The organism is Pseudomonas sp. G11, from assembly GCF_029457515.1.
GTDB lineage: Bacteria > Pseudomonadota > Gammaproteobacteria > Pseudomonadales > Pseudomonadaceae > Aquipseudomonas > Aquipseudomonas gorinensis.
Genome location: NZ_CP120377.1, coordinates 976,003 through 993,502 on the forward strand (window position 1 = coordinate 976,003; position 17,500 = coordinate 993,502).

At 61.3% G+C, this 17,500-nt stretch carries 13 protein-coding genes; 6 read left to right on the forward strand and 7 right to left on the reverse strand.

What is annotated here, in order from left to right; translation table 11 throughout:
- Nucleotides 1-47: 47 nt before the first annotated feature.
- The 3 genes from P2T68_RS04350 to P2T68_RS04360 all read left to right on the forward strand — a co-directional run bounded on the left by P2T68_RS04350 (nucleotide 48) and on the right by P2T68_RS04360 (nucleotide 2,397).
- Entirely contained in the window at nucleotides 48-836 is a 789-nt protein-coding gene (locus tag P2T68_RS04350; protein WP_024073126.1) for a helix-turn-helix transcriptional regulator, read from the forward strand.
- Between the two features lie 71 nt (nucleotides 837-907).
- A complete protein-coding gene (locus P2T68_RS04355) occupies nucleotides 908-1,207 on the forward strand; it encodes a PsiF family protein (RefSeq protein WP_024073127.1) in 300 nt (99 codons plus the stop codon).
- 176 nt (nucleotides 1,208-1,383) lie between these two features.
- Nucleotides 1,384-2,397, forward strand: coding sequence for an AI-2E family transporter (locus P2T68_RS04360; protein WP_024073128.1), 1,014 nt, complete (start codon nucleotides 1,384-1,386; stop codon nucleotides 2,395-2,397).
- Nucleotides 2,398-2,656: 259 nt separating this feature from the next.
- Here P2T68_RS04360 and P2T68_RS04365 read toward each other — a convergent pair whose 3' ends face one another.
- Nucleotides 2,657-3,925: an Hsp70 family protein gene (locus tag P2T68_RS04365; protein WP_024073129.1), complete on the reverse strand. Its 1,269-nt coding sequence runs from the start codon at nucleotides 3,923-3,925 to the stop codon at nucleotides 2,657-2,659.
- A 285-nt stretch (nucleotides 3,926-4,210) separates the two neighbouring features.
- Here P2T68_RS04365 and cbpA point away from each other — a divergent pair, with 285 nt between their 5' ends.
- From cbpA to P2T68_RS04380, 3 genes are all read left to right on the forward strand, one after another.
- Nucleotides 4,211-5,155: a curved DNA-binding protein gene (cbpA, locus tag P2T68_RS04370; protein WP_024073130.1), complete on the forward strand. Its 945-nt coding sequence runs from the start codon at nucleotides 4,211-4,213 to the stop codon at nucleotides 5,153-5,155.
- Between the two features lie 82 nt (nucleotides 5,156-5,237).
- Complete coding sequence (locus P2T68_RS04375) at nucleotides 5,238-5,657, forward strand: hypothetical protein (protein WP_277379090.1); 420 nt, start codon at nucleotides 5,238-5,240, stop codon at nucleotides 5,655-5,657.
- Between the two features lie 145 nt (nucleotides 5,658-5,802).
- Nucleotides 5,803-12,801: an NEL-type E3 ubiquitin ligase domain-containing protein gene (locus P2T68_RS04380; protein WP_277379091.1), complete on the forward strand. Its 6,999-nt coding sequence runs from the start codon at nucleotides 5,803-5,805 to the stop codon at nucleotides 12,799-12,801.
- Nucleotides 12,802-12,862: 61 nt separating this feature from the next.
- Here the strand turns inward: P2T68_RS04380 and ureC are convergent, their stop codons facing one another.
- From ureC to P2T68_RS04410, 6 genes are all read right to left on the reverse strand, one after another.
- Nucleotides 12,863-14,563, reverse strand: a complete 1,701-nt coding sequence (gene ureC, locus P2T68_RS04385; protein ID WP_024073133.1) for an urease subunit alpha — start codon at nucleotides 14,561-14,563, stop codon at nucleotides 12,863-12,865.
- 265 nt (nucleotides 14,564-14,828) lie between these two features.
- The gene (locus tag P2T68_RS04390) at nucleotides 14,829-15,134 is read right to left on the reverse strand and encodes an urease subunit beta (RefSeq protein ID WP_024073134.1); all 306 of its coding nucleotides are present in this window, start codon (nucleotides 15,132-15,134) and stop codon (nucleotides 14,829-14,831) included.
- Nucleotides 15,131-15,664, reverse strand: a complete 534-nt coding sequence (locus tag P2T68_RS04395) for a GNAT family N-acetyltransferase (protein WP_024073135.1) — start codon at nucleotides 15,662-15,664, stop codon at nucleotides 15,131-15,133. The genes P2T68_RS04390 and P2T68_RS04395 overlap by 4 nt, the downstream gene beginning before the upstream one ends.
- A 5-nt stretch (nucleotides 15,665-15,669) precedes the next feature.
- Nucleotides 15,670-16,182, reverse strand: coding sequence for a GNAT family N-acetyltransferase (locus P2T68_RS04400; RefSeq protein WP_277379092.1), 513 nt, complete (start codon nucleotides 16,180-16,182; stop codon nucleotides 15,670-15,672).
- A 9-nt stretch (nucleotides 16,183-16,191) separates the two neighbouring features.
- Nucleotides 16,192-16,494: an urease subunit gamma gene (locus P2T68_RS04405; RefSeq protein WP_069075162.1), complete on the reverse strand. Its 303-nt coding sequence runs from the start codon at nucleotides 16,492-16,494 to the stop codon at nucleotides 16,192-16,194.
- A gap of 148 nt (nucleotides 16,495-16,642) precedes the next feature.
- Nucleotides 16,643-17,482, reverse strand: a complete 840-nt coding sequence (locus P2T68_RS04410) for an urease accessory protein UreD (RefSeq protein WP_277379093.1) — start codon at nucleotides 17,480-17,482, stop codon at nucleotides 16,643-16,645.
- Between the last annotated feature and the right edge of the window lie 18 nt (nucleotides 17,483-17,500).

Sequence of the window (17,500 nt, forward strand, 5' to 3'; positions counted from 1 at the left end):
GAAGCCTATACTGCGATCCAGACAACCGACCTTTGTATCCAGACAATATGCCCAGACATACCGTACGCCTTGCGGATTTCCCCCGGCTGCCGAGCCCGGTGTACTTCCGCTACTCCGATTTCGCCCCCGATACTGAATGCACGCCGCACCGGCATTCCTGGGGCTCGCTGGATTACTCGGCCAGCGGGGTGATGCGGATGGAGGTGGCCGGCAACCGCTTTATGTCGCCGCCGCAATACGCCGTGTGGATACCACCGAATACCGAACACAGCTCCTACAATGCCCAGGCGATTGTCTATCGCTCGGTGGGCCTGGCCCCACAACTCTGCGAGCAACTGCCCAAGCAGCCTTGCACCCTGGCGATCAGCGAGATACTCAAGGCCATCCTCAGTGACTTCGCCCTGCGAGACGTCAACATCCCCCGCAGCGAGGCGGATATCCGCCTGGCCCAGGTGCTGGTCGACCAGCTCAAGCAGGCGCCGATCCACGATTGCTTCCTGCCCTACGCGCGCCACCCAGGGCTGCTTGGCGTGCTCGAAGGCATGCAGGCGGAACCCGGCGACAACCGCCCCCTGGCGCAATGGGCCGAGCAGGTGCATGTGAGCGAACGCACCCTGGCGCGCCAGTTCGTGCGCGAGTTGGGCATGAGCTTTGGCGAATGGCGCCAGCGCCTGCGTTACCTCGCCGCCATCGAAGCCCTCGACAGCCAGCGCAGCGTGCAACACGTGGCGTTTGACCTGGGCTACAGCAGCGCCTCGGCGTTTATCGCGATGTTCCAACGCCAGGCCGGCTGCACGCCAGAGCAGTACCGGCGGACGAATATCCGCAGCCGATGAAGATGTAACAAGGTTTGGCTACACTGCTGGGTAGGCCGTGCCTCCCGGCACGGTAACAGGGAGAAAACTCCATGAAGATGCTGCGTATTCCGTTGTTGATGATGGGCCTGCTGCTGTGTTCCCAGGGCTTCGCTGCTACCGCCCAGCAAAACAAGATGACCACCTGCAATGCCGAAGCCACCACCAAGACGCTCAAGGGCGACGAGCGCAAGGCGTTCATGAAAACCTGCCTGTCGGCGCCGGCGGCCAATGACGCGAAGACGCTTACGCCGCAGCAGCAGAAGATGAAGGATTGCAATGCGGACGCCAAGACCAAAGCCTTGACCGGTGATGCGCGCAAAACCTTTATGAGCACCTGCCTGAAGAAATAATAGCCCCAGGCCATAGAAGGCTGCGACACTCGCACACAGCCCCCTGTAGGAGCGAGCTTGCTCGCGAAGAACGCAATGGCCCCGCGTTTATTCAGAGTAAACGCGTTATCGTTGGCGACCTTCGCGAGCAAGCTCGCTCCTACAACATCCTTTAACGCAGTTCGTTTTGAGGCTGTATGCCAACGTTTTCTCAGCGTCACGTGTTATTGCTGGCCAGCTACATCATCATTTTCGGCGGGTTGTTGCTGGTATTGCCGCTGAAGTTGTTGCCCAGCCTGCTGGCCGGCCTGTTGGTCTTTGAACTGGTCAATATGCTCACCCCCCAACTGCAACGGCTGATCGAAGGCCGGCGCGCGCGCTGGCTGGCGGTGGCGTTGCTCGGCACCCTGATTGTCAGCGTGCTGGCCCTGATCTTCGCCGGCGCTATCAGCTTCCTGCTCCACGAGGCGGAAAACCCTGGGGCCTCCCTCGATAAATTCATGGGTGTGGTCGATCGCGCGCGCGGCCAGTTGCCGCCGTTTCTCGATGCCTACCTGCCTGCCAGCGCGGCTGAATTCCGCGTGGCGATTGGCGATTGGTTGAGCAAGCACCTGAGCGAACTGCAACTGGTCGGCAAAGACGCCGCCCACATGTTCGTCACCCTGTTGATCGGCATGGTGCTCGGCGCGATCATCGCGCTGCAGCGCGTGCCCGACGTGACCAAACGCAAACCCCTGGCCGCCGTGCTATTCGACCGTCTGCACCTGTTGGTCCAGGCGTTTCGCAATATCGTCTTCGCGCAGATCAAGATCGCCGCGCTGAACACCGTGTTCACCGCGGTGTTCCTGGCCGTGGTGCTGCCCCTGTGTGGCATCCACCTGCCGCTGACCAAGACCCTGATCGTGCTGACCTTCCTGCTCGGCCTGCTGCCGGTGATCGGCAACCTGATGTCCAACACCCTGATCACCATCGTCGCGCTGTCGCTGTCGATCTGGGTGGCGGTAGCGGCGCTGGGGTATTTGATCGTGATCCATAAGGTCGAGTACTTCCTCAACGCGCGTATCGTCGGCGGGCAGATCAGTGCCAAGTCGTGGGAGTTGTTGTTGGCGATGCTGGTGTTTGAAGCCGCGTTCGGTTTGCCGGGCGTGGTGGCAGGACCGATTTACTACGCGTATTTGAAGAGCGAATTGAAGCTCGGCGGGATGGTTTGAAGGTGGGAGGGGAAGGGGCAACACTGTGACTGTGGCGAGCAGGCTGGCCTGTGGCGCGCGGGCTTGTTGTGGCGAGCGGGCTTGCTGTGGCGAGCGGGCTTGCCCCGCGTTGGGCTGCGAAGCGGCCCCATTACAGGCGATGTGTTTTTAACTGACACACCGCGCTGCCTGGTTTTGGGGCCGCTTCGCAGCCCAACGCGGGGCAAGCCCGCTCGCCACAACGCTGCGTCGAAGAGGGAGTGGGTGAGATCGGCGCCGGTCAGCAGCCGTAACGCTTGCTGGCCTCGATCGCCAAGCCACTGCCGATGCTGCCAAAGATATTCCCTTCCACATGCCGCGCATTCGGCAACATCGCCGAGATGCTGTGGCGCAGCGCCGGAATGCCGCTGGAGCCGCCGGTAAAGAACACCGTGTCCACCTGGGCCACGTCCACCGAAGCGTCATTGAGCAATTGGGTGACGCTGTTACGCACGCGCTCCAGCAAGCCATCGATGGCCGATTCGAACAAGCTGCGGCTCAGGTCCACGCTCAGTCCTGGCTCAACCCGGTCGAGCAGCACATGGCGGCTGTCTTCGTGGGTCAGCTGGATCTTGGTTTCTTCCACTTCCATCGCCAGCCAATGCCCGGCGCGCTGTTCGATCAGCTTGAACAGGCGGTCGATGCCGCCGGTGTCTTCGATGTCGTAGCGCATGCTGCCCAGGGCCAGCTGGGATTTTTGCGAGTACACCGAGTTGATGGTGTGCCAGGTGGCCAGGTTCATGTGGTGGCTGGTGGGCATGTATGCCCCGCTCTTCATCCGGCTGCCATAGCCGAACAACGGCATCATGCCGGCGAGCGAGAGTTGCTTGTCGAAGTCGGTACCGCCGATGTGTACGCCGCCGGTGGCGAGGATGTCATCGTGGCGGTTGTCATTGTGACGGCGATCGGGCGACAGGCGCACCAGCGAGAAGTCAGAGGTACCCCCGCCGATGTCGACAATCAGCACCAGCTCTTCTTTTTCAATGGTGGACTCGTAGTCGAAGGCCGCCGCGATCGGTTCGTACTGGAACGAGATGTCCTTGAAGCCGATCTTGCGTGCCACGTCCACCAGGGTGTTTTCCGCTTCCTGGTCGGCCATCGGGTCGTCATCGACGAAGAACACCGGGCGCCCCAGCACCACCTCTTCGAACTCACGGCCGGCGGTAGCTTCCGCGCGGCTCTTGAGCTGGCCGATAAACAGCGCCAGCAGGTCGGTGAACGGCATGGCCGTGCCGAGCACGCTGGTGTCGTGCTTGATCAGCTTGGAACCCAGCAGGCTCTTGAGCGAGCGCATCAGCCGGCCTTCGTAGTTTTCCAGGTATTCATGCAGGGCCAGGCGCCCGTAGACCGGGCGGCGCTCCTCGAAGTTGAAGAACACCACCGACGGCAAGGTGATCTTGTCGTCCTCCAGCGCGATAAGCGTCTCCTCGCCGGGGCGGATCCAGCCGACGGTGGAGTTGGACGTGCCAAAGTCGATGCCGCAGGCACGGGCTGGGGATGGGTTTTCCATGTCTATCGGGTTCCGGTTGAAAAACGGCCGCGCAGTGTATGCCACCCGCGTGCAGATGCGTAGGCCGACTATCTGTTAAATAGCGGGCACTGCGCCTTGAAAGACCAGGGTTCGTCCCCAACTTGTCCAGCATACGGTCGGTGGGTGCAAGGATATTCGTGCACTGCCGATAAACTTCTACGCACCCATCGGCTTGGGATTGAGATCAGTCAATTCAAACGCTGCAATCCGGCGCATGCTGTGCCGCTGGCTGTGCGAAATCGATCACGGAGGGTGACCCCCCAGATGGACTTTAAAGACTATTACAAGATTCTTGGCGTAGAGCCGACGGCGGACGACAAGGCGATCAAGGCGGCCTATCGCAAGCTGGCGCGCAAATATCACCCGGACGTGAGCAAGGAAAAGGACGCTGAAGCCAAGTTCAAGGATGCGTCCGAGGCCTATGAAGCGCTGAAAAGTGCCGACAAGCGCGCCGAATACGACGAGTTGCGCAAATACGGCCAGCATGGCCAGCCGTTCCAGGGCCCGCCAGGCTGGCAGAGCCGTGGCGGTTTTGGCGGTGGCCAGGGCACCGAGGACTTCTCCGACTTCTTCAGCTCGATCTTTGGCGGCCGTGGCGATGCCTTCGGCGGTGGCCAGCGCCGCAGTGCCGGGCGCAAGGGCCAGGACGTGGAGATGCAATTGTCGGTGTTTCTTGAGGAAACGCTGTCCACCGAGTCCAAGCAGATCAGCTTCCAGGTACCGCAATACGACGCCTCGGGGCGGCACGTCAGCAACACCACCAAGAGCCTGAACGTGAAGATCCCCGCCGGCGTGGCCGACGGTGAGCGCATCCGCCTCAAGGGCCAGGGCGCGCCGGGTGTTGGCGGTGGCGCCAACGGTGACCTGTACCTGATCATCAAGTTTGCACCGCACCCCAAATTTGAGGTGGAAGGCGAAAACCTGGTGATCACCGTGCCGGTAGCGCCTTGGGAGCTGGCGCTGGGTACCGAGGTGGCCGTGCCAACCCTGACCGGCAAGATCAACCTCAAGGTGCCCGCCGGCAGCCAGAACGGCCAGCGCATGCGCGCCAAGGGCCATGGCTTGCTGAACAAAAGCGGGCAGCGCGGTTACCTGTTTATCCAACTGAAGGTGGTGATGCCTAAAGACGCCGATGACGAGGTCAAGGCCTTGTGGCAGGCACTCGCTGACAAAGCCGCTTTCGAACCGCGCAAAACCTGGAGTCACTGACCCGGCACCTGCCCTGCATAGTTAAGGCCCGGTCTTTGTGGGTCATGAATAAGCTCCTCATTTCTCATTGAGGTACTGGTTCATGGCCCATGCTCAACCCCCGCTTCCTCCGGGAGATCAGGGGCAGCACTATGCAACGCTCGTTTCCCTCATACCGCAGGCGCTGGTAAAGGCTTCGCCTCCCCAACGTACGGCGTTGCGCGCTATAGACCCCAAGCTCCCCGCTGGGTACACCAGCGCAACCCAGCAGCAAAAAGACACGCTCAAGACCTATGTCGACGCCAGTTGGACCTCATTGGTCCAATGGGAAACGCAGATGGCGAAGATCCAGACGGTTGTGGCTTTCGCCAAGCCGCTGCTGGAAGCAGCCCTCAAGCGTCCCGGCCAGGTGATGACGGACGAACAATACTATGCAGACATTCTGATCTTGGATGAGGAAAGAAAAACCATACTGCGCAGGCTCTGTGACCAGGCGATGGGGCGTACCGCCAGCGTTGCCTAGTGTGCTCGACGCCCTGTACGCCCGGTGTGCGTTCACTGACCAGGTGCGCACACCGATCGCCTGAGATGCGGTAGCTATACAGTCCACCCACACTGGGTCGTTCGATAGGCTGAGGGCTTCGGCTAACCCTCAAGGACGATCCACCATGTCAACACCCGTCACATCCTCCACCCTCCCCGAAGGCACGTTCACCACGGACCTTCGGGGTGTTCATTACGATTTTCTCAAAGACCGCGTACCCACCTGGTTCAACCAGGCCATCCCGTACCGACAGGAAGAACTCGGCAACCATGAAATGCACCAGCCACCCTCCTGGTATCGGACAGCTTCGCCTGACGCCAGGGCCCGGCTGGCAGACAGCCACAGCACCTTTCGTGAAACGCTGAACACGATCGAAAACAGCCTGGGGAGCATCACCGACATTCTGGCGTTTGCCGAGCAGCCGCTCAAAGAGGCGATCAAGCGAACCTTCAACCTGGACCTGGATGTCAGAAGCGTCTACTTCGCGCGCAAATATGCGTATCCACGAGGGCGTACTGACCTCTATGGTTTTTTTGCCTTCGAGCAACAGAACGATCCGACGCTGAGCTACCGGTATCGCGCTGTCTCCCTGCTGGAGGCCGCCCTGGCCAATTTCGAGCCTGGCGAAGCACGAGCCCCCTCCTGTCACGACTGCCAGATCATTACCACCTTCGGCGCGTATGACGGCGAGATTATCCCGACGTTCGATGCGCTCAGCGAACAGGCCGTGGCCATCGCCCCTCATGCGTTTGCCGCGCTGTGCCGGACGTTGGATCTGGGCGCGCGGTATCAAAAACACCTCAAGGAAATATTGACCCCCACAGGGAACGCCGAGCGCTCCGCACTGATGCAGCAACTGCAAACCCATCAGCGTCAACAGCTGGCGCTGAGCGGCGAGATCGCGAACCTTCAATTTGCCCTTCGCCCTGGCACCCGCCGGGTTGAATCGGGCATCAGTGCCGATGCCTACCGCATGCTCAAGCAAGTGCTTGCCGACCCGTCCGGCGCGACCTTGGACGGCCGCCCCGTCACGTTCGCGGCATTGAAAATCTTTGGGGTGTCCTTGATCGGGCCCTTGTTGATCGGGCCCGACCGTCAAAGCAGTCGCAGGGTTGAGCGCCTGCTGGCATACATCCCCAATGACCCGCAGCAACCGCTCAAGGAGTATGCATCGGGTGCCGACTTCATGGCTGATCTGAGGTCGCGCTTGCACAGTGCGTCCTATCGCCGGTTCTTCAGTCGGTTTATCCCGCAGCGCGAACAGGGGGCGTTCTTTAAACAGTTCAACCGGTTGTACCAGCCTGCCAGCAACGGCAACCCGGCCACCGATTACCCGCTCAAGCCTGAGCCCGCGCGGTTGCGTTTGGAAGAGACGCCCCTTACCGCCGCGCTGTGGGAGCAGCAGGTCCAGGCCTTCATCAACAAGGTGTTCGACGATGCCAGGGCGGTCGCCGTGCCCACCGGAGACGAGGACCGCAAGGCCCGCATGGAACGTTTAGAGGGCTATCTCGATGCGGTGCTCAGTTTTTTGAACGTGGCCGCCTTTGTTGTGCCGGGGCTGGGCCCGATCATGCTGGCGGTGGGCGCGGCGCAGATGTGTTCCGACGTATTCGAAGGGATCGAAGCGGCTGAACAGGGCGATACCCGGGCGATGTGGGCACATTTTTCCTCCGTGGCGCTCAATGCCGCGTTCTTTGCCACCGGGTCCCAGGTAGTGCCCAGGATCAAGTTCGTGAGCATGTTGGATAATTTCAAACCGGTCACGATGCCCTCGGGAAAAAGGATGTTGTGGAAGGCTGACCTCGGGCCCTATGAGTCCACGGTCACTCTTGCGCCGCAGTCCAAGGCCAATGAGATTGGCCTGCACCAGCACCATGGCCGGACGGTGCTTGCGCTGGAGGGCAAGCATTACCAGGTCAGGCAAGACGCGGATACCGGGCAATACCGTATCCAGCACCCGACCCGGCCCGATGCCTATGCGCCGAAACTGGAGCATAACCACCAAGGTGCCTGGAGCCATGAAGTCGAAGAGCCGCTGACGTGGGACGAGCCGACGCTGTTGCGGCGCCTGGGGCTTGCCGAGTCATCGGACCAGGTACGTATCAGTGGGGTCGAGCCGCAAACATTGCGTGAAACCTTCGTCAATCATGAGCCTGTTCCCCTGACCCTGGAGGAAACCCTCAAGCGATTTGAGATCCATCAGACGCTCACCACGTTTGTAGAGCAGATGCGCAGCAGCGACCCTTTCGTTTATGCGAAGGCTGATCCGGTGTTGCAGCTGCAAAGCATGCAGCGCTACAGCCTGTTGCCCGAGACGCCGCTGCTTCGCGTATTGGACAGCGACGCCAATGTGCTCTGGGAAGGCGACGGCCCTGCATCAACCGACAGGCGAATGGTGGTGCTCAGCCAGGGCAACGTGGATCGGGGCGAATTGCTTAACGAGGTGCTGTACACGTTGCAAGGTGTCGATGCGGACCTGCCGGGTATTCCCGGCAGCGCCCAGGACCCGTTGCATGCCCGGGCCAGCCAACTGCGGCGATTCATTGCCGACAAGGTGGATGCCATCAAGGGTTCGATGGTGAATGAGCGCTACAAAGCCTTGACCCGTACGGATGACCCCGATGTTCAGCGGGTGCAGGCGGACTTCCCCGCCCTCTCGACCCCCGTGGCCACCCAACTGCTGGAAAACCTGAGCGCCGAGGCGTTGCAGCGTTTTCGCGGCAGCGGTCGCTTGCCTGAGGCCGTGGTTGAACAGGCCAAATGGTTTGAGCAGGAAGCACGTGTCGCCCGTGCCTATGAAGGGCTGCACCTGGACACGCTGACGGACCTCGACAGCCAACGGTTGGCCTTGCGTACCCTCGAAACCCTGCCGGGGTGGCGGCGAGGAACGCGAGTGGAACTGCGCCAATATTCGGCGCAGGGCCCGATACTGGATGCCATCGGCTCCCCGGATGCGTTGCCCGCCAGGACGTTGGTCATCCAGAAAGACGATCGGTTTTCGGCGGGGGATTTTTACACCGCTGCCTGGGAAATCATGTCGCCGGGCGAGCGCCAAGCCATGGGGTTTAGCGAGGCGTCTCAATTGAAGCCGGCGATCCAGCAATCCCCGCTGTCGCGCCAGCGCCTGCGCACTGTGTTGCTGAAACATCCGGTCCGCAAGCCGGCGTTTGATCCGTCGATGCGTGCAGTGGGCGGCGGCCCGGGCTTTCGGCAACTGTTGAAAAAAACCACACAGGCTTTCCGTTCTCCCGAAGCGCGCGTTCGCACGCTGTTTCCTTCGTTCACTGACGAACAGGTTATCGAGTTCATTCAGTCATTGGGCACGGATGTATCGGTTGGGCTGGCTCGCCGCGAGGCGGAATTCGAAACCCTGGATAAGACGCTCAAGGCGTGGGTCAAGGAAAACACCCCGCAACTGGCGATTACCGCATTTGATCGTAACGGTGGCATGGCCGGTCGTACTGCCAATGACATCCGGCGTTGCTGGCGCCGGGAGACGGGGCCGGCGTTAACCCTGACGTATGGCCGGGGGACAACGTTGCCGGCATTGAGCGGGGACTTCAGTCATGTCCAAACGCTCGAACTCGCCGGTTTCAGGGGCGCAAGCAACGTAGACACGCTGCTCAAGAATTTTACCGCGTTGAAAAGCTTGAGCGTGCGCAACTGCCAGCTTGCCGAGGTTCCCCTGGCAATCGATGCCATGCCAGGCCTGACCTCCCTGAGCCTGGAGACCAATCGAATTCGGCTGACCGCCCAAAGCGCAGCGAGGCTGAGTGCGCTCACCACGCTTGAGGAACTGAATCTGCAAGGCAACCCGCTGGGCATGACGCCGGATTTCAGCGGCATGCTCCAGCTGAAAAGGTTGAATTTGATGCTGACGCAACTGGAGCAATGGCCAACGGGGTTGCACAACCAGACCTCATTGGAAATCGTCAACCTCAGCCGTAACCGGTTGCGAGAAGTCCCCCAGGCCAACCTGAATCCACCACCTGAGCAGCTTGCGGCGATTGCCCGGATCAATCGCGTGACGCTGCTGGATCACAATGCGTTTCCTGAAGACTACTGGCAACAATTTGACAGCTACTGGAAACGACTGGGAGAAAACCGGCCTGATTTGCTCCCCGGTGGGCTTGATGAGGCGTTTGACAGCGGCAACCCCAGGGTGGGCATTGTGCGCAAAATGTACCCAGGCTATGGCGTTCAAAAGGCCCGGGAATTTATCTGGAACCTGGGCCCTGGGGCAGACGCCGAGCTGGTCAGGCTTGAGCAAGCGTTTGATGTCCTCCAGGCTCAACTCAATGCCTGGGCATTCTCGGGAGGTGGCGCGTATCAGCGGTATGCCCGCCCAGGTGAGCGGAACCTCAATACAGTGGCGCACCGGGCGCGGCGCGAAGCTCAGCAGCGGATCTTGAGCTGCTGGAGACAGGAGACCCCTCAGATGCTGGCCAACGACGGCACCCGGATTGGCCTGGAACTGGACCTCAGTGGCTTGGGTTTGCCGAGCTTGCCCGACCTTGACGTGGACTTCAGTCATGTCGGTTCGCTCAAGCTGAGCAATATGGGCCTGAGCGCTTCTCCCGAGGGGTTTCTGTCGCGGTTCCGCGGGGTGCGCTGGCTGGACCTGTCAGGCAACCAGCTGCGCGAACTCCCGCCTGCGCTGGGCGAGATGCGTGGGTTGACCCGTTTGTTCTTGCACAACAACAGGATTCGCTTGAGCCCGGAGACTGCCAGGATGTTGTCCGAGCGCGTGTCCCTCAGAGCCTTGATCATCCATGACAATGACCTGCGCCTGTCGCCCGATTTCAGCCAGATAACGGATATGCGCTCGCTCAGCATGGCGCGCGCAGGTCTTGAGACATGGCCGAGCGGTTTGGCCGAACAGCCGCTGCTGGACCGGATAGACCTGTCTGGCAACCGCATGACGACCATACCGGCGTCCGTCATTGCGCCGCCAGACGAACGCCTGGCGCAAACCGCCCGGGTCAATAACGTGACGCATGCGAACGACAACCCCTGGACGGATGCCACGCTGCAACAAGTGCGCGACTACGGCCAGCGACTTGAACGGGCGGGGCTGGCATCGCCCGGTAACCCCAACCGCCTGGTGGCCACGGCTTCTGCCGAGGTGAGCCGCGTCGCCACCGCGGCTCGGCCCGATGCACCGTTTCGGCGCTGGGCGGCGGGGTTGACCGAAGAGCAAATAGCCAGCCGAAAAGCCCAGTGGGACAGCCTGCGAGGGCAGGCCGGGGCCGATGGGTTCTTCGAGGTGCTCAGGGACCTGCAAGCGGGCGCCGCTGAGCATGAGGATCTTCAGCGCCGGGTGTGGGACGTGATAGATACCGTCAGCGCACACTCCGCCGAGTCTGAAAGCCTGCACGAGCAGATGTTCGAATGGGCAGGCAGGGCGACGTGTTGCGATCGTGCGGCCTTGTCCTTCAGTAATCTGGAAATCATGGCAATGGTCTACAAGGCGCGGGCCCAGGCCCTGGACTCGACCCAGGGCGAGGTCTTGTCGACATTGTCCAGAGGCCTGTTTCGTCTGGACCAGGTTGAGAAGGTCGCCTTGAACGATATCGATCAACGTAGAACCGCCATTAACAACTCGAACCTGACGCCTGATCAGAAAACCCAGCAGTTGGAAAAACTGGAAGAAGTCGAAATAAGGCTGGCCTATCGGTATGGCCTCAAGGATCGGCTGCAGTTGCCGGGGCAGCCGCAACATGCGCGGTTCATCGGCCTTGGAAAGGTTACCCAGGCGATGCTGGACGCTGCTTATGAACGCATCGTGGCACTGGATAACTCACCCGAGGAGTTTCAAGCGCTGCTGTCCAGAGACTTCTGGCAGGACTATGTGACCCATAAATACCGCTCGCGATTCGAGGCGCAAAGCAAACCTTATCAAGACGAACTCGCCGTTTTGTTCGATAGATATACCGAGGGGAGTTTGTCGACCCACGCCTATGAGCGCCGGGCCCAAGAGCTGCAAGCGCGGCTGGTGATTGACGACGGCATGTTGATTGATGCGCTGACCCGCGAAGAGATCGTTACCCGCCCGATGGCGTCGGGAGATCTTGAAGCGCTGGTGGAGCCCGCTCCCGGCAGCTTGGCGGTGTTGGCGCTGTCGCAGGCACGCCCCATTGAGTTCGAGGGCAAGCGCTATTTTATTGCGAGCATGCCGGATGCCGGTGATGGGCAGTATTACCTGTTGAGGGTGCAGAGCCGGAGCAACCCCTACGAGCTGGTCAGCAGCGGGATTGTCGCCAAGCCTGACGTGGCCGGCGTTTGGAGACGTAGAGGCGAGACCGGCGGGGGCGGGACAGGCGCGTCTGGCGAGGCGCATGCCACCGTACCGGAGTCGATACCGATGGTGCCCTACACGGCGGGCGAGCTCAGCTTCATGCGGCGGGACGTTCACTTCACCACCCAGCAAAACAAGTTGGGTAGCTATAACCGCGCCAACAACGGCAAGTATCCCCTCCGGGACCTGCAGGGCCGACCCATTCGCATTCGAAGCCTGCAGACGCAAGTCAAAATGCCTTCAGGTCACACCTATACGTCCACGCCAATCAAACCCTATATCAAGTTTGAAGGGTTTGAGGCGGTAGGGGCGCTTTATGAAGAGAAACTGCGGTGGCGAACGTTCACTGCCGAGGATGTGAAAGTCCCTGGAGAAGCCGCGTTGGTCGGGCAGTCCATGGTGGTTGCCAACCGGCCCATTGCCAAAGGAGAAATCGTGGGGGTGTACGGCGGGGTGATTTTACCGCGCAGTTTGTCTGTGGCCTCGGAGGGGACATTCGGCATGGTCGTCGGCACGGCAAAAGTCGTTGAGGGCGGCACTTTCCATACCGTACCGCTCTTTATCGAGGGCGACTCCATCATTTCCAGAATCAACACCCATTTCGAATATGACGCCGATGGCAAACCTGTTCGACAGGCAGCGGGCGGTTACAACGTGGAGTCCGTGCCTTTCGCGGTAGAGGCCGAGCACGCGACCAGCCGTCCAGGCGTGAGGACCAACTATGTGCTCAATGCTGTGTTTGCCACTGAAGACATTCCGGCGGGTGTCGAGTTGCGACTGAACTACGAATATACGGAGGCGATGATCAAAACCAAGTTTGCGTGACTCTGCCAGTAGAGGTTCAACCCTGGACATGCAGGCCATGTTCAGGGTTGAGTGGCCCCCGTTAAAACAGGAAATACCGCTGCGCCATGGGCAGCACATCCGCAGGTTCACACCACAGCAACACGCCGTCGGCCTTGACCTGATAGGTCTGTGGGTCCACCTCGATGTCCGGCAGGTAATCGTTGTGGATCAGGTCGGTCTTCTGCACATTGCGGCAGCCCTTGACCACGGCGATCTGTTTTTTCAAGCCCAGGGTTTCCGGCAACCCGGCCTCCTGCGCCGCCTGGCTGATAAACGTCAGGCTGGTGGCATGCAGCGAGCTGCCGAAGCTGGCGAACATCGGGCGGTAGTGCACCGGTTGCGGGGTGGGGATCGACGCGTTGGCGTCGCCCATCAGGCTGGAGGCGATCGCGCCGCCCTTGAGGATCAGGGTTGGCTTGATGCCAAAGAACGCCGGGCGCCACAGTACCAGGTCAGCCCACTTGCCGACTTCGATGGAGCCGACGATATGGCTGATGCCATGGGTGATCGCCGGGTTGATGGTGTACTTGGCGATGTAGCGCTTGGCGCGGAAGTTGTCGTTGCCGGGGCCGTCGCCGGGCAGCGCGCCACGTTGTTTTTTCATCTTGTCGGCGGTCTGCCAGGTGCGCGTGATCACTTCGCCGACACGGCCCATGGCCTGGCTGTCGGAACTGATCATCGAGAACGCGCCGAGGTCATGCAGGATGTCTTCGGCGGCGATGGTCTCGCGACGGATGCGGCTTTCGGCGAAGGCCACGTCTTCGGCGATGCTCGGGTCGAGGTGATGGCAGACCATCAACATGTCCAGGTGCTCGTCGATGGTATTGCGCGTGAACGGCCGCGTCGGGTTGGTCGAGCTGGGCAGCACGTTGGGGAAGCCACAGGCCTTGATGATGTCGGGCGCATGACCGCCGCCGGCGCCTTCGGTGTGGTAGGTGTGGATGGTGCGGCCCTTGAGCGCGGCGAGGGTGGTTTCGACGAAGCCGGACTCGTTGAGGGTGTCGCTGTGGATCGCCACCTGCACATCGTATTGGTCGGCGACGCTCAGGCAGTTGTCGATACTGGCGGGCGTGGTGCCCCAGTCTTCATGCAGCTTCAAGCCGATGGCGCCGGCCTTGACCTGCTCGATCAACGGCTCCGGCAAGCTGGCGTTACCCTTGCCGGTGAAGCCGATGTTCATCGGGAACGAGTCACTGGCTTGGAGCATGCGCGCCAGGTGCCAAGGCCCTGAGGTACAGGTGGTGGCGTTGGTGCCGGTCGCCGGGCCGGTGCCGCCGCCGATCATGGTGGTGACGCCACTGGTCAGGGCCTCTTCGATCTGCTGCGGGCAGATGAAATGCACATGGGAGTCGATGCCGCCGGCGGTGAGGATCATGCCTTCGCCGGCAATCACTTCGGTGCTGGCGCCGATGGCCATGGTCACGCCGGGTTGGATATCCGGGTTGCCGGCTTTGCCAATGGCGTGAATGCGGCCGTTCTTGAGGCCGACGTCGGCCTTGACGATGCCCCAGTGATCGATGATCAGCGCGTTGGTGATCAGGGTGTCGACCACCTCGTGAGCGAGCAACTGGCTCTGGCCCTGGCCGTCGCGGATGACCTTGCCGCCGCCGAATTTCACTTCTTCGCCATAGACGGTGAAGTCCTGTTCCACTTCGACGAACAGCTCGGTGTCGGCCAGGCGGACCTTGTCACCGACGGTGGGGCCGTACATGTCGGCGTAGGCTTGGCGACTGATTTTCATGTGTGTGCCCTGAAGATGTGTGTTGAATGTGAAATCGCTATCGGGGGCAAGCCCTAATGCCGTTCAGTTAAGCGTACATCGCCTTCTGTAGGAGCGAGCTTGCTCGCGAAAAACGTCAACGATAACGCGTGTTTCCTGAGTGAACGCGGCGCCTGTGAGTTCTTCGCGAGCAAGCTCGCTCCTACAAAAAAGCCTTAACTGAACGGCATTAGGGCAAGCCCCCTCCCACATTAGAGGTGGGAGGGGGCTTGCCCCCGATGAGGCCCTAAAGGTCGCCCATGATCCGTCCGGCAAACCCGAACACCCGCCGCCCGCCGCTCAAATCAACCAGCTCGACCTCGCGACTCTGCCCCGGCTCGAACCGCACCGCCGTGCCCGCCGGAATATTCAGGCGCATGCCGCGGCTCAATGGGCGGTCAAACGTCAGCGCGTCATTGGTCTCGAAAAAATGGTAGTGCGAGCCCACCTGGATCGGCCGGTCGCCGCTGTTGGCCACGTTGAGGGTGACGGTGCGGCGGCCGACGTTGAGTTCGATGTCGCCAGGCTGGATCTGATATTCACCAGGAATCATGCAGGTTGCCCCAGGGTCTTGAAGTAGATGGCGGTCGGGCTGTAGCGCCCGTCCGGGCTTTGGCAGTAGTCGGGCAGTTCACCCAGCTTGGTGTAGCGCAGCGACTGGTAGAAAGCTTCGGCCGGCGAGCCGGCCTCGGTGTCCAGGTACAGCAGGCCGCGCTTGTGCTGGCGCGCGGCGAGTTCCAGGGTGTTCATCAACTGTTGGCCCAGGCCATGGCGGCGTGCGCTGCTGTGCACCAGCAGCTTTTGCACCTCGGCGCGGTTCAGGCCATTGGCTTTCTGGCACAGCGCCAGTTGCACGCTGGCGATCACCTGTTCATCGCGCACCACCACCCATAGCAACAGGCTGGCGTCTTCGATACTTGCCTGCACAGCGTTCAAATAGCTGCGGGCCTGGGCCTCGTCGAAGTCGGCCATGAAGCCGACCGAGGCGCCGTGCTTGACCGCGTCCAGCAACAGCTCAATCAAGCCCAGGCGGTAGTGGGCAAAACTTTCAGCATTGACTCGACGTAATTGCGCGGCGCTCATCGATCTCACTCCTTGGGCGGTTCTGCGCCCGGGTTCAAGGTCAGTTGCATAAAGGTCAGGTCGAGCCAGCGGCCGAACTTGATGCCCACTTGCGGCATCTGCCCGGTGGTCGTGAAGCCCAGGCGCTCATGCAGGCGGATCGAAGCCTGGTTGCCGCTTTCAATGGCGGCAACCATCACGTGCTTGCCGCAGGTGCCGGCGCGTTCGATCAAGGCTTGCATCAGGCGTGGGCCGAGGCCCTTGCCGCGCTGGTCGCTACGGATGTACACCGAGTGTTCGACGGTGTAGCGATAGCCTTCGAAGGGGCGCCAGTCGCCAAATGAGGCGTAGCCCACCACTTCATCGTGTTCCACCGCGACCAGGATCGGGTAGCGCTGGCCCTGGCGCGCGCTGAACCAGGCCAGGCGGTTCGCCAGGTCCACCTGTTGCTCGTTCCAGATCGCCGTGGTGTTGAGTACCGCGTCATTGTAGATGTCGCGGATTGCCGGCAGGTCGTGTTCGGTTGCGTCACGAATCATGGCCGGGCCTCAGGCAATGGGCTGGTGGACGGTGACCAGCTTGGTCCCGTCGGGGAAGGTGGCTTCTACCTGGATATCCGGGATCATTTCCGGGATGCCTTCCATCACCTGTTCGCGGGTGAGCAAGGTGGTGCCGAAGTGCATCAGGTCGGCCACGGTGCGGCCATCGCGGGCGCCTTCCATCAAGGCGGCGGAGATATAGGCGATGGTTTCCGGGTAGTTGAGTTTCACCCCGCGCGCCAGGCGCCGTTCGGCGACTAAGCCTGCGGTGAAAATCAGCAGTTTGTCTTTTTCCCGTGGGGTCAGGTCCATGGTTCAAGGTCCTTCAAAGAATGCATTCTTAAATACAACAGAGATCAAGTGTGGGAGGGAGCTTGCTCCCGATAGCAGTGGGTCAGGCAATACGTGTGCTGACTGATCCGCCGCCATCGGGAGCAAGCTCCCTCCCACATTTTGATCTTCATGTGCTCCAGATTCGTGGTGAGACCGCCTCTCGCCCAAACAGGGCGGGGCGTAACAATTTCCATAAATCGATCAACCACTGCCGCGCCAGCAATGCTTCACTGGCCAGGCAGCGGGCGACCAGCAGGCCGGGCAGTTGGGTCAGGTCGCCGCGCACCGCGTGGGGCAGTGAACGGCATTGTTCAAGCAATTCGCCAGGGATTTCGCCAGTCACCAGCAACGTCGCAAACACCGGCTGCCCATCCAGCCCGATGGGCGAGTCCAGCAAACCATCGGCGCCCACAATGCGCTGGCGTTCATGCCAGAGCAACTGGCCGTCGCGGCGGATATCCAGGTGCGATTGGAAGTGGCCCAGGTCGAAACGCTCACCACTGGCCGGGCGGCCGAGGGCGACCACGTCCCAGTAGAACAGGCGGGCATCGCCTTGCAGCTCGATACGCGTGGTGAGCTCGGCCTGGGCGGCGCTGAATACGATGGTTTCCTGGGGCAGCCATTCCAACGTGGCGCCGGCTTCTACGGTGAGATCGAGTTGCTGAAACGCCGGGCCGCTCGCGCGATACCACTTGGCAGCGCCAGGGCTGGTCAATTGCGCCCAGGCGCCCGCGCCGACGTGGGCGCTGATATCCAGGCGATCGCCGCCGGCAATCCCGCCGGGCGGGTGCACGATGATGTGCTGGCACACTTCGGGGCCTTCGGCGTACAGGTGCTTTTGCACCCGCAGCGGGCCGTGGTGGCGACGCATCACCGGGCGCGTGGTATCGCCGAAACGCGCGTAGACGAGTTCCAGCGCGGCATGCCAGCTGGGGGTGAACAGGGCGGGGGAAACGGGCAGGTTCATGGCTCAGGCTTATTGTCA